Origin of the sequence: Cellulophaga fucicola (genome assembly GCF_900119145.1) — a bacterium.
In the GTDB taxonomy this organism is placed as follows: Bacteria; Bacteroidota; Bacteroidia; order Flavobacteriales; family Flavobacteriaceae; genus Cellulophaga; species Cellulophaga fucicola.
In genome coordinates this window covers 1,228,883-1,242,180 of sequence record NZ_FPIY01000001.1, presented here as the reverse complement: position 1 = coordinate 1,242,180, position 13,298 = coordinate 1,228,883, and the positions used below count along the sequence as shown (strand labels likewise).

10 protein-coding genes are annotated in these 13,298 nt (G+C 31.3%); 2 read left to right on the top strand and 8 right to left on the bottom strand.

Translation table 11 applies throughout. The annotated features are described in order from the left end of the window. Positions 1–79 precede the first annotated feature (79 nt). From BT107_RS05420 to BT107_RS05400, 4 genes are all read right to left on the bottom strand, one after another. Positions 80–2,809 (bottom strand): T9SS type B sorting domain-containing protein, encoded by a 2,730-nt coding sequence (locus tag BT107_RS05420; protein WP_072302721.1) that lies wholly within the window; start codon positions 2,807–2,809, stop codon positions 80–82. Positions 2,810–2,839: 30 nt separating this feature from the next. Further along, positions 2,840–3,673: an ABC transporter permease gene (locus BT107_RS05415; RefSeq protein WP_072302720.1), complete on the bottom strand. Its 834-nt coding sequence runs from the start codon at positions 3,671–3,673 to the stop codon at positions 2,840–2,842. 27 nt (positions 3,674–3,700) lie between these two features. Then, complete coding sequence (locus BT107_RS05410) at positions 3,701–4,603, bottom strand: ABC transporter ATP-binding protein (protein WP_072302719.1); 903 nt, start codon at positions 4,601–4,603, stop codon at positions 3,701–3,703. A gap of 102 nt (positions 4,604–4,705) precedes the next feature. Then, positions 4,706–7,159, bottom strand: coding sequence for a DUF11 domain-containing protein (locus BT107_RS05400; protein ID WP_084639130.1), 2,454 nt, complete (start codon positions 7,157–7,159; stop codon positions 4,706–4,708). A gap of 170 nt (positions 7,160–7,329) precedes the next feature. Between BT107_RS05400 and BT107_RS05395 the strand changes: the two genes are divergently transcribed. Beyond that, on the top strand, positions 7,330–8,415 hold the full coding sequence (locus BT107_RS05395) for a hypothetical protein (RefSeq protein WP_072302718.1): 1,086 nt from the start codon (positions 7,330–7,332) through the stop codon (positions 8,413–8,415). Positions 8,416–8,475: 60 nt separating this feature from the next. Here BT107_RS05395 and BT107_RS05390 read toward each other — a convergent pair whose 3' ends face one another. From BT107_RS05390 to BT107_RS05375, 4 genes are all read right to left on the bottom strand, one after another. Then, positions 8,476–9,534: a nucleoid-associated protein gene (locus BT107_RS05390; RefSeq protein ID WP_072302717.1), complete on the bottom strand. Its 1,059-nt coding sequence runs from the start codon at positions 9,532–9,534 to the stop codon at positions 8,476–8,478. Between the two features lie 54 nt (positions 9,535–9,588). After that, positions 9,589–10,101, bottom strand: a complete 513-nt coding sequence (locus BT107_RS05385) for an IS1096 element passenger TnpR family protein (protein WP_072302716.1) — start codon at positions 10,099–10,101, stop codon at positions 9,589–9,591. A gap of 36 nt (positions 10,102–10,137) precedes the next feature. Beyond that, complete coding sequence (locus BT107_RS05380; protein WP_072302715.1) at positions 10,138–11,163, bottom strand: COX15/CtaA family protein; 1,026 nt, start codon at positions 11,161–11,163, stop codon at positions 10,138–10,140. 150 nt (positions 11,164–11,313) lie between these two features. Beyond that, entirely contained in the window at positions 11,314–11,916 is a 603-nt protein-coding gene (locus tag BT107_RS05375) for an RNA polymerase sigma factor (protein WP_084639128.1), read from the bottom strand. Between the two features lie 102 nt (positions 11,917–12,018). Here BT107_RS05375 and BT107_RS05370 point away from each other — a divergent pair, with 102 nt between their 5' ends. Next, the gene (locus BT107_RS05370) at positions 12,019–13,191 is read left to right on the top strand and encodes a FecR family protein (protein ID WP_084639126.1); all 1,173 of its coding nucleotides are present in this window, start codon (positions 12,019–12,021) and stop codon (positions 13,189–13,191) included. Positions 13,192–13,298 lie beyond the last annotated feature (107 nt).

Genomic DNA, 13,298 nt, shown 5'->3' with positions numbered 1-13,298 from the left:
GGCGCTCGAGCGGGCTTTACGCTGTACTACGTTTTGCAAAAAGGCAAATACGTGGTGCCGCTTCAATCCCTAGCGCAGCTTATCGTTTTAAAGAAAAATGACCGTTAAAATCTCTACCGTCTTCTAGCTTGGCTCTAAACCAATAGTCAGACTCAGGTGCAGGTATACCTCTAGTAGTACCGTTCCAGCCAGCAGAACTAGGATCTATTTTAGCAACAAGAACTCCATACCTATCAAAAATATAAATATCGCTTTTAGCTAAAAATGTATTGCTAATACCGCTAATTTGCCAGGTTTCGTTAATTGCATCACCATTAGGTGTAAATAGTTTAGGATAACCAATAACAGAAACGTCATAAGGTTCTGTAGTACCACAGCCATTTTTATCTCTAACAAAAACCTCTAAAATTCCGGCAGGTACGTTATTGAAATTATTGCTGTCTTGGTATGGTCCAAACGGGTCTGTAATAGCATATTCATAATCACCATCTCCGCTAACTAAAATTGTAATAGAGTTGTTTTTTCTTATATCTTTTACTTCAACATTAGTTATTACAGCAATATTAGATGGTGTAACTTTAAATTCTTTACTGTTAGTACAGATTTGCGCACCACTATTGTAACTGTAGCCAAGTTCTAATCTGTAGTTTCCAACATTGGTAATAGTTGTATTAACCGAACTAGATATAGAAGTTTCTGTACCATTGTCTTCAATTTTAAACCATTTGTACGTATCAAAACCAAGTTCTGCTGTAAGTTCTAAAATAGGATTGTCTGTGCAAAAATAATATTCATCCTCAATAACAACTACAGGAGTTGGTTGTACAATTAAGTTAACTTCTTCTACGCCTTGACATTGGTTGCTTGCTTCTAATCTAGCGAATAGAGTAGCAGTTGTAGAAATATAATTTTCGTCAGAGATAGGATTTAATTCTAAAGCGGCATCTTCTATAGAAACATAAAAACTAACCTCTAGACCAGGATAATCTATTGTTTTTATAGACTCTAAGTCAAACATTCCGGTTTGCTCAGCATCATAAGAATCCATATCACAAGCGTAATATGGTAATGCTTTTGGTAGGCTACTCGTGGTAGGTTGCACCTCTAAAGCCAGTTCAGCATAGACTATACACCCGTTTTTATTGGTAACACTAGTGTATATAGTTTGGTTTGTAGCAGTTGTATTAGTAAAACCAATAGGGGTTGTAATAGGTATATTAGAATCTCTGTCTGCTTGGTTGGCATAAAAACTAACCGTATTCTCTGCTATACCGTTAGAAATATCAAAACTAGCTTGTTCAAGATTAAAAATAGCAAAACCATCTGTGGATGAGGCATCTAAATCGCACTGAGTTAATGTTGCGTTGTTAATTACAGGTAATGGATTTATATTAATTTGAGCCTCACCAATAATAGGGCATTCAGACGGATCTGCAGGAGTTACTTCTAAAGTGTATTTTCCGGCATCTGTCATAGTTGTTGTGGCAACTGTATAAGTATTACTGTTAGCTCCAATTAAAACAGATCCGTTAAGAGACCAAGTGTATGTTGCTCCCGGAATAGCATCTACTTCTAAAGTAAGTTCTTCGGTCTCGCAAATAGTTAATGATGCACTTGTGCTGCCATCTGTGTTTTTTACTAAATCTTCTTTAGCAAAAAAAGACTGAATAAAAGGAGGTAATCCCTGGGTAGCTAATTTGCCTTGTAAGCTAATAGCGTTATGCTGGTAACCAGCAGCTGTACCAACTTGGTTAGGATTATTAATAACCCCTAAATAACTTGTGCCTTGATCATAAGAGTTAGCTACAGATCTATATATTTTACCATTTTCACCAAGTTGTAATGCACCTCTAAAAATATTTTGTTCGTCTAAGACAACTTCACTAGCAGATATATTTGCAGCAGTTAAATTGTACTGCAATAAATTAGAAGACTCTACAGCTAAACCTTGTTGCGCATTATAAGTGTGTACGTAAAGAAGCTCATTGTTAGGAGAGAATTCTAATCCGTAAGGATTTTTATTAGTAGCGCTAATGTTTATTCGCTGCTCATTTGTAAGTGTACCAGTATCAGCATCAAAATCATATAAAAATAAACCTTCACTAACATTAGCAGAGGCCATTTTGCTACCATCTGCAGATAATTTTAAATACCCTCTTTTATCAGAAACAAAACTATTTACTTTAGATTTTACAGATGTAGTTACAACACCACTATCATTAACCTCAAAAGCGTGAAAAGTATTAAAAACACCTTCGCTACCATTTTCATTAGCGTATGTGATTACCCAAACAGATTTATCAAAACAATCTTTTAATACTGCAGTAATTTTTTCTGAGCAATAATCTAAAAGCTTAGTATTTTTAATGGTTACTGCTCCTTTGCCGCCATCTAAAGACATATCTACGGTGGAGTAATTTAAACCGTAATCTGGATCTGCTTCAAAAACACTTGTATCTACTGTAAAAATGTAAAAAATATTTGTGTCTTTTTGGTTTGGAACAATTAAAGCCGATTGAGAACTAGAAGGATCACCATATAACCCGTTACCATTCTGCATAATAACATGGTCTTTTGTATAAACACGTATGCCGTCTGTGTAAAATAACAAATTACCATCATCGTCAGATATTGTAGCACAGCCCTCTTTAGTGTTTAGTTTTCCGTCTGTAAGAGCGGTAACACTACCATTATCGTTAAAACGTATACCTGCACCATCTCCAAAGTACCAATTTGAAGCTTGACTTTGCGCAATAGATAGCATAGGCAAAAGCAAAGCTAATGCGAGTAATTTTACGGTTGGTTTCATATAAGCGTTCTCTATAACGCTTCAATATACTTATAAATCTCGCTTTTTTAACAACACATATGATAAATATATAAAAATAGTGGTCCAACATAATACAATTAGTAATTGTAAAGGTTGCACACTATAATCTCTAGAGATATCCTCACCAACTTGCTGTGCAGCAGATTTTATAACATTTAATCTGCTAAAAGGTTCTGTTATTGTACTCCACATAGATCCAAAAGGAAAAAACCTAGAAACTGAATCTGCAACTTCTTTAGAGTATTTTGATGCTAAGTATGTGTAAGGGATAATTTCCGCTCCAATAAACCAGATAAATAAAAATCCTAAAGCAAAAGCCGATCGTTTTACTAGTACCCCGACAAAGAAGCAAAAAGAGAAAAAACCAATTAGTTTTACAAAATAGGCTAGGAGGTATTCTAAGTCAGAAAAAATAATAGAAACTTCATTAAAGTCCGAGTAGATTAAGCCAAGTATTAAAGATATTAGAAATATAAAGACAGTAGAAGCTAAAGAAAATACCCCAATTGTTAAAAATTTAGAAAGTATCAATTCCTTTTTAGATAAGCCGTCTATTAGGTTTTGTTTTATTGTTTTGTTACTATATTCATTAGCAATCATAGATACAATAACTATGGCTAAGAATAGCTTTAAAAAAGCAGCCATAAAGGTATTAAAATGCCATATGTAAGGAAAATTAAAAATACCTACATCTGCAATATGAAACTTTAAAGGTCCAAAGTCTACTTTTATCATAGATATTCCGGCAATAAGAACCATTAAAATAAAGTAAGAAAGTATTAATACTTTACTTGCCCTATTGTTCCATAATTTTATAAATTCTATTTGTAGTAAGCGTAACATAATTTTATAGTTTTTTGGTTGATTTGATTAGTTAGATTCGTTTTTAGTAAGTTCTAAGAATTGCTCTTCTAAGCTTTCTTTACGTTTTACTAAATGCGATAAAATTATACCACTATTAAATAGTTCTTTATTTAATTCAGTAGCACTTAATTCAGTCTTTAGATTAGCTGTGATTATGCCATTTTCTTCTTCCAAAGAACTAAAATTTGGATTTAGTTTTAAAAATGATAAAAGCGCTTCATTATCTTCAGCTTTTAATTCAAAAAAGCCATAGCTAGCAATCATTTCATCAACACGGCCAGAATATAATTTTTCTCCTTTTCTTAAAATTACAACGTGACTACATACTTTTTCTACTTCATCTAACAAATGAGAAGCTAATAGAATAGTAGTTCCTTGTGCTGCAATTATTTTTATAATTTCTCTAATTTGATGAATTCCTTGAGGATCTAAACCGTTAGTAGGCTCATCTAAAATAAGTATTTCAGGATCGTTAAGTAGAGCAGAAGCAATAGCTAAACGCTGTTTCATACCTAATGAATAGGTTTTAAATTTACTGTTTTTGCGATCTAATAAACCAACCAAAGCAAGTTTTTCTTCAATCTTATCCTCGCTAACTTCTTTAATTTTACAAACTAACTTCAGGTTTTGAACCGCAGTCATATAAGGGTAAAAGTTAGGTCTTTCTATAATTGCACCAACCTTTTTTAAGGCTTGGTGTGTATTTATGCTTCCATCAAACCAACTAAAATCTCCAGAAGTTTTATTTACTACATTTAGTACAATACCAAGAGTTGTAGATTTACCACTTCCGTTTGGGCCTAAAATACCATATACATTCCCTTTTTCTATGGTAAAGGACAGGTTTTTTACTGCGGTTAAGTAGCCAAATTTTTTAGTAAGATTTTTAACTGTAAGTATTTTTTCCAAGGGTCGTTGGTTTTATGATTGTTATGGTCATAAGACGAGCGGTTCAAGAATTTGTTACAAAATCTTACAAAATGTTTTAAAATTTAGATGATACAAAGGTTTTTAGTTAAGTTTTACCCTATGCGTTATTTTTCTGTTCGTAATAACTGTTTTAGGTCTTCCTAAAATTACAATAGTAGGGTCGTCTGGTTCCCCATCGTCATTGTTATCTACATTAGCATTTTCATTTGGATCATCAGAAGTATCAGATATACTAAACCCATTTGGTAATTCTCCTTGTGCTGTTGCGGTATTTGTAACTAATAAAGCACTTAAATCGGTATTATTTATGCTATGTGTTAATGTAAATTTTGCTGATCTAGAAGGGGCTAGTGTTGCTACAGAAGTCGGACTAATGCTACCAGCATCTGCTATGGGATCTGTAATAGTTACATTTGTTAGTGTATTTGGACCATTATTTGTTACCACTAGTAAATATCTAATTTCTTCATTTAAACTGTCATAAGATCCATCTGGTGCAGCTAAAGCAATTTTAGATATTATAATTTCATTATTAGCAACAGTTAGTGTTTCAGACATATCATCTGGTGTTGTATTGCTATCTACTTGGTTTTGAGTATTAGTTACTGTGTTGGTATAAGATGTTATAGTAGAATTAAAGGGTAGTTCATCTACTTGCACCTCTAATATAATAGAAACTAGTTCTCCTTGACTAAGGGTACCTATTGTCCATTGCGGTGCAGACCAACTACCTACTGTTGGACTAGCAGATAACAATGTTAAACCAGCAGGTAAAACGTCTCTAATTTTAAGATTGGTAACATTATTAACACCAAGACTTTCTACTGTAATTTTAAATTTAACAATATCACCTTCTAAAACAGAATTTAGATCGGCTGTTTTTTTAACAACAATATCTGGCAAACAATAATAAGCTGCAATTGGTTGAGAATCGTATGTACAGCCACCTTTTGTAACTCGAACAAAATAATCACCAGCTTCATTAGGAGTGTAACTAGAGAATATTGCCCCAGGTACAATTGTACCATTTTGGTACCATTGGTAGGCATCAAAATTAGGATCTTTTACTTGTATTATAGATCCTGGTAAACAACCACCACCGGAGACTTGTAAATCTACATCTGGTACAGTATCAAAACCAGAGAAATATCCAGCAATACCTCTAGCGCCATTAAAACCTATAAAGCCAACAGCAATAGGTCCTGTAGATTGTACAGATACATTACCTGTTAAATTTGGTACATAAAATGTTTTCCAGTCAGGAGAGCCTGTAACAGTTGATGCTGCAGGTAAGGTTACATTTCCGTTACCATCTGTTACGCTAATATTTGAGTCTGGAGTAGAAGTTGAGGCAATAATAGTAACACCTCCATTCATTGTAATACCAGCTGCATCTTTTATATCTGGAATGTTATCTAGGTTATCTGGTAATAAGCAGTTTACAGGAGCAACAAAATTTAAGCCCACAGTAACTATAGAACTACCACCAGCTAAAGATTGGTAAGCATAAGCATCTTTAGACGTTGTAACAAACATATTGCCACCAGATGCAGAATTTGAATAATTGCTTTCTGGAATCTCAAAATAATCCCCGTTGTTTATAGTAGCAATAGGTGTTGTAGAACCATTTACAAAAATAGCAGTACTATTTTGTGTGCCAATAATTATTGGTTTTTCTGTTTCATTATTACCATTACCACGAATAAAAACATATTCCTTTCCTATTTTATTTTCTGGTACTGGTTGGTCAATAGCAGCATCTCTGCTTGCATTTCCTACTCTTACTCCAATATTTAAACCACCATTACTAATTACAATGTTTTTTGTAGATTGTATTGTTGCTCCTAGCCAACCATCTATATTTGCTGTAGTTTGTTTTACGTAAGCTTCAAAAACAAAAGATTCATTTTTATTTAAAGTTATTTGGTACGTATCATTTGTAATACCACCAGCATTATTTCCTAGTCTAAACTCACTGTTTGGGTCATAGCCAGATAAGTTTACTACTGTGTTATCTTCAGTAGCCATTATCCCTAGAGCGTTTGTTAAACTGTTGTGGGTGCCACGGTTAGGAATACCACCCCATTTAAAAATTTGCCCCATTGCTTGTCTACCTTTACTTGTAAGTGATGTAGATTGTGATCCAGAACTACCTCTATAGTTTACATAAAATTTTTCTCCTCCAGGAGATTCAAAACGTAAACCACTTTGAGTTAATACAATACCTGTATTTGCATTTTTAACTAATGTAATGTCATTATCTCCATTTGTTAAGTTGTATGTAGCAGGAGCGCCATTAGAAAGGGTTAAAGTGGCTATGGGTGTTGTAATTGTACCTTGGTAAACGTTTACCGTAAAAACAGCAGTTTCTGGAGTAGATAAATATACAGCCTGTTCTCTAACAGCTTGGTTGTTTCCTCCTTGTTTTAAAGGTGGTAAATAGTGTAAATCGCTTAATTGAGAATATCCAAAATAATTTAAAAAACAGACAAATAAAACTAAGATTAATTTGAAATGTTTTTGATGTATAGGCATTGTTTATATTTTATTGTATTTGCAAAATAACAAATAGATTTTCTGGTATCTTAATAAATGTTGTAAGGGCTTCTTATACTGTTGTGATATGTGATAATGGAATTTAATAAAAGAATATTTTTCTTTTTTATTTCAACTATTTGACTATTTTGTAATAAAATTAGAAGTTAATGTCAGAGGAAAAACTAATGTCTAAAAAGAAACCTGCTTACCCAGTAAGTAGTCAATTAGACGCTTATTTAGAACATTATAATAGAAAAATGGAGATTCCTATTTTTTATGAAGATTTGTTACGTTTTTCAGGCTCGGTAGTTGTATACGACTCAGACGATAACGATACACTATGGGTGCGTGTTTATTATTCTGAATATGATAGAGTAGAGATAGATTTAAGCTTAAAAAAAGTGTATTCTATTTTACTTTCTGATGGTGGAGATAATATTATACAGTACTTAAATATTGATGCTGTAGATTTTTGCACTTTTGGAAACTCTAAGCCTTTTAGGATAAAAGTACGTAATATTTTAAATGATAACTTTACGTATTTCTATATAAAAAAGACGGATGCATCTAGAATTTATGGCTTAGAGCTAGAGCATATGTTATCTCCCTATAACCTTAACTTTTTAGTGTATAAAGACACTTTAATAGAGGAGCATATAGCTGGTATTCCCGGAGATGTTTTTATCAAGGATATGTTACCCAAATGTACAGAGTCTGAAAAAGCACAACTAGCTAAAGAGTTTGTAAAGTTTAATGAACGTTGTATGATTCGTCTTTTGGGTGATATGAGATCTTATAACTATGTAATTGTACCTGTGCATGATTTTGATCATGTAGTGTACCGTATAAGAGCAATAGATTTTGATCAGCAATGTTTTGAAGGTAAATTAAAGGTATATAGACCTCAGTTTTTTAAAGAAAACTTTCAAATGGTAGAATTGGTTCGTAAAAAACTTTTAATAAGCTCTGTAGACCAATATAAATTAGAGGAACGATCTATAGTAGCAAAACGAATTAAAAGTTCTGGTAATAGAATTAAAAAGCTAAGAGCTATTTGTAAAAAAGATACAATTTCTACACCAGAAAATATTAAAATGCTACGCGAGCAGATTTATGAGTTAACTTTAGATATGCAATTTAAAAAATGCCGAAAAATGGGTAGAGTTTTAGATTTAGCTTTAGATTTTGTAAAGCGTAATTATGAAGATGTTAGTATGAAACAAATAATGGAGAACAGAATTAAAATTGATTAATTCGATTCTCCATTACAATTAAAATATATGTAAAGCTAAAAGTTACTAAGTAAGTAGTTTTTAGCTTTTTTCTTCTTTATTAAAGTAAACTAGGTAATAATACATCTGGCGCTCTTCATCCCAACCTTTTTCTACAAATTTTTCTGCAGACTCTGGGTTTATAAAGTCCATTTTTATCTGGATGTTGGTATCTAAATTAATAACATTTTTAATTTTTTTACGGACATCAGATACTGCTTTGTTAGCAATATTAAAGTTAGATACATCTTCTACACTAAACTTAGGTCCTTTTTCTACTTTGTAATTTTTAAACTCTGGTATTAGCTCAGGGTTTTCCATTACATCGTTTAAAAAGTCTGTTTCTTCAAAAGAATCGTTTTTTGCAAAATGGTTTACAGCCTTGTTCATAAACAAAACTTCTTGTTGCTTATCTTCGGCAGGTAAAACAACATCTTTTGCAAAATTCTGACAGAATTTAAGGTAGTTTTTAGTGTAAAATGTTTCATCAGCTAAAGCATCTACTCCTAAAAAGTTTTCTAGCCAATATTTGGTGTCATAACGGTTGCTATCTACAGATAAAACTTTGTAGCCTTCTTCTTTATGAGAATTAAAAATTAAGCAACCTTTATCTAATTTATTAATATTTATTCCCTGTAGAATATTAATGTCTATATTTTCACCATCTTCTATTAACTGTAGAAAATCGTGCTTAAGCTCGCTTTTGAATATACCAATGGCATCTACTTTTTTGTTATCTAGTAATACATCTGTTAAATGCGTTACATATAATTCTCCACTTTTTATATGTGGGTGATTAGATTGCTCAAACAAGTGTGTTGCTACTTTTTTAGAAACAGCATGGCAACTTTCTGGAGCGTCAAAAATTTCTGCAGCTAATTTGTATATTTCATTAAATTCTACATCTACCTCATTTGTAAACTTAAAGTAGTTTTCTTCTTTTTCTCTAAATGGTTTAAAGAAATACTCTTTTAAAAGACCAGTTGTTTCATCGTTTAAAGTAAAAGGCTGATTAGATAAAAAAGCGCCTTCTCCTTTGTTTTTATTACCAACACGGTGTATAGAAATACTTTCTATTTGGGTAGAATATAAATTTATCAATGGTATATTGTTTTAATATTAGTTGTTGTAAAAATATGCTTTTCGTTTAAGAGTTTAGTTCCAATTTTCATCAAAATCTAAATCCTCATAACTGCCTAAATCTTCACCAAATTCATCATCAAAATCACCTTCTTTAGGCCCGTCAGCCTCAAAGTTTTTTTCTGGTGGGCTATCTGGTATTTCTCCAAAGCTAAACAGTACATTAGGGTATGCTAAGCCATCTTCTTTTTCTACAATGTCTGCAAGTTCTACAAAGAAAGTCCACATACTTAAAAAGTCGTACACGTAAATTAATTTAGGTGTTTTTTCTGTAAGTATATCTTCTAAAAAGACTTCATTCATAAGTTTAACATCAGAACCACTTTCACTCATATCAAAAAGAGCAATTTCTTCATCTTGGTTCCATTCTTCATCACAAGTGTAAAAAGAAGCCATTTCACTACCTAAAAAACCAAAGGCTTGTGTTATTGCATTGTGAAAATCTTCTAGTGTTTTGTTATCTTCAATTTCTATATCTCGGAAAACATCATCCTTTGCATCTAGGATAATTCTAATTTTATAAATCATTTTTTAAATATTGCGGGTTTGCAAAGTTACAAAGTTTTAATTCTTTTTAGTAGTATTTAATAGTTCTAAAACCATATAAAACTGAACTCCAAATAGGAGAGAGGCTAAAACAAGGTGAAGTGTTTGACTCCCAAACGGAAAGTGAATATAATTCATAGCTACACCTGTAATTATCTCTAATAATAACAGTAATAACACCCATTTTATTTTAGTTAAGCCTAGTTTTAGTTTTGTAATTCTATAAAAAATGAAAAGATTTAATAAGGCAACGAGTATAGAAAAAGACCTATGTATGTAGAATGTAACGGTAACATTGTCTAGCCATAAGTTTTTTGCAGCATCGCCAACTATGTCTGCTTGGTCATCTACCATTTGTCTAACTTGTGTTCCTAAAACTATTTGTATTAGAGTTAAAAGTAAAGCAACCAAAATAAGTTGTCTTGTTTTTTTGTCTTTATAAACCGTTACTGTTTTGTCTTTTATACTATAAATTATGTATAGCAAAATAGCTACAATTGCTAAAGCCATAACCATATGTATTGTAATTTTAACAGGATTTAAAAGAGAATAAACTACAGTTGCTCCTAACCAAGCCTGAAAACCCATTGCAAAAACAAGAATCCAAGACAATATTGTTATAGATTTTTTATTCTTCCAGTATTTAAAAGATAAAAGAGCTAGAAAAAATATAGCTAAACCAGCAAGAGCTCCAAATAGTCTATTAATATATTCTATCCAGGTATGTGTGGCATTAAAAATGGCATAATTATGTTTTGTGTAGGTTTGCCAATTAGTTTTGTTAAACTGGGCACTAGATGTAAAATCGGTACTTGCAACTTGCAATGTTTTATCTACTATAATCACTTCTCCTTTTTTAAAGAACGAAAACGGTTGCCATTGTAATTCTGAGATATCTGTTGGTGGTATGTATTGTCCAAAGCATTTTGGCCAATCAGGACACCCCATTCCGCTACCAGTCATTCTAACTACTGCACCAGCAATAATAACGAGGTAAACAAAAACTAAGGATATCTTAGCTGTTTTTATAAAAGTTTTTTGCATTTTTTTGGAAGTCTAAAATAGAATGCAAAAATAAGCCTCTTTTACTATAAAATAAAGTTTTAAAAGCTATCTTTTTACCAACCAATACAAATGTATATTTGTTTTTAGGCTTACTTTTAAAAGAAGAGTAACATTATAATAAAAGTGAGTTTAAAATATATTTGGATTAAATTTTTTGGAATTAAAAAGCAAAAATAAAACAGGGTTTATCTGGTCTCCCAATTTTGATCTTAATATTTTAAAAGCTTTTGTAATTTGCCCCTCTACAGTTTTTATAGTAACGTCCATTTTATGTGCAATTTCCATATTAGAAAGTCCATCTTCTTTACTGAGTAAAAATGTTTTTTTACAACGCGGAGGTAAATTTTGTATTTCTTTTTTTAGTAGTTCTATTTGTCTTTTAAGTAAAGCTTCATTTTCATCTTTAATAAGTTCTTCAAGGGCATTTACATGTTCTACTTCAAAAGCTAAAATTTTTTTATCTTTTCTATATTGATTTATAAATTCATTATAACAGCATTTGTATAAAAATCTTTTTATAGAAATAATGCCGTCTGTTTTATTTCGTTTTTCCCAAAGTCTAATAAAAATATTTTGCACAATATCTTTGGCACTGTCAGAGTCGTTACTTAGGCTATAAACGTATAGGCATAGAGGTTGGTGGTAGGTATCCATTAAATAAGATAATGCTTTTTCATTACCTTTTTTTAGTTCGGATTTAAGCTCTTCTTCATTAGTAAAAATCATCTTCATAGCTCGTTTTTTTAATAAATATTAGTGCAATGTAAAAAAAAAAATAAAAAAACGTTGGGGTAGTGTTAAATAGTTGCGTCATTAGTTAAAAAGAGCATAATAATGCCAAATTCAGAAAACATAGAAATTATTATAACTAAATATTTATCTAAATCTAGTACAGAAAAAGATTTAGATAAGTTACTAGATGCATTAAAAGAAGAGTCTAACAAAGAATTATTTAAAAGCTATGTTAAAGCAAATTACATAGTTGATTATTGTATGAAAGATTTTCAGACAGAGAAAGAAAAAGAAAAACTGCTTCAGCTAATTAAAGATAGTGATAAGGGTTTAAAAAGGAAAAAGTTTGTTTCTTTTTTAAAGTATGCAGCTGTATTTATTGTTTTTGCAAGTTTAGGAGCTTACTATTTATTTAATACTAGTGCTCCTAAAAATGAACTAATTGAAGTTGTTGCAACAGAACATACAATAACTCCTGGAACAGAAAAAGCTATTTTAACATTAGAAGATGGTACAGATGTAGTTTTGCAGAAAGATAGTATATACGAAAACGGTTCTGTTAGTTCTTCTAAAAACAAATTGGTTTATACAAATAACAATATAAAACCAAATGCTACAATAGAATACAATTATTTAACTGTACCAAGAGGAGGACAATATTTTGTGAAGTTATCTGATGAAACAAAAGTTTGGTTAAACTCTGAATCTCAATTAAAATATCCAAAACATTTTACAGAAGGCAAAACAAGAAAAGTTGAATTGGTTTATGGTGAAGCTTATTTTGATGTGTCTCCAAGTACAAACCACTTAGGAAGTAAGTTTAAAGTCCTATCTAAGTACCAAGAAGTAGAAGTTTTAGGAACCGAGTTTAATATTAAAGCATATACAAATGAAGATACAGTGTATACAACTTTAGTAGAGGGTAAGGTGGCTCTTACGCTAAATGGTAACAGTGATATATTAAAACCAAATGAACAAATTGCTTTTAATGTAGATACTAAAAGTTATAGTAAAGATATTGTAGATGTTTACGATGTTACATCTTGGAAAAACGGAGTGTTTAGCTTTAAAAGTAAACCTTTAGAAGAGATTACAAGAGTTTTATCTCGTTGGTATAATGTAGATTTTGAATTTACAAATGAGGAAGTGAAAAATGCCAAATTTATGGGGGTTATAAGTAAAGATTCTCCTTTAGAAGATATATTATTATCCATTAAAAATTCAGGGTTTATTACATCATATAAAATAAATAATACAAGTATAATTTTAAATTAAAAAAGAAGAGAGAACAACAAAGAGTAAAAAGAAAAGAGCAGAGTCTATGCCGTGGAAAGTTAAGACCCTGCCTCTTTAAAAAAATTATCAATTAATTAATCAACTAA

Excerpts from the sequence above, each read along its gene's own strand:
- BT107_RS05375 (WP_084639128.1), bottom strand. The coding sequence starts at position 11,916 with ATGAAGATGATTTTTACTAATGAAGAAGAGCTTAAATCCGAACTAAAA.
- BT107_RS05420 (WP_072302721.1), bottom strand. The coding sequence starts at position 2,809 with ATGAAACCAACCGTAAAATTACTCGCATTAGCTTTGCTTTTGCCTATG.
- BT107_RS05400 (WP_084639130.1), bottom strand. The coding sequence starts at position 7,159 with ATGCCTATACATCAAAAACATTTCAAATTAATCTTAGTTTTATTTGTC.
- BT107_RS05370 (WP_084639126.1), top strand. The coding sequence starts at position 12,019 with ATGCCAAATTCAGAAAACATAGAAATTATTATAACTAAATATTTATCT.
- BT107_RS05385 (WP_072302716.1), bottom strand. The coding sequence starts at position 10,101 with ATGATTTATAAAATTAGAATTATCCTAGATGCAAAGGATGATGTTTTC.
- BT107_RS05395 (WP_072302718.1), top strand. The coding sequence starts at position 7,330 with ATGTCAGAGGAAAAACTAATGTCTAAAAAGAAACCTGCTTACCCAGTA.
- BT107_RS05415 (WP_072302720.1), bottom strand. The coding sequence starts at position 3,673 with ATGTTACGCTTACTACAAATAGAATTTATAAAATTATGGAACAATAGG.
- BT107_RS05380 (WP_072302715.1), bottom strand. The coding sequence starts at position 11,163 with ATGCAAAAAACTTTTATAAAAACAGCTAAGATATCCTTAGTTTTTGTT.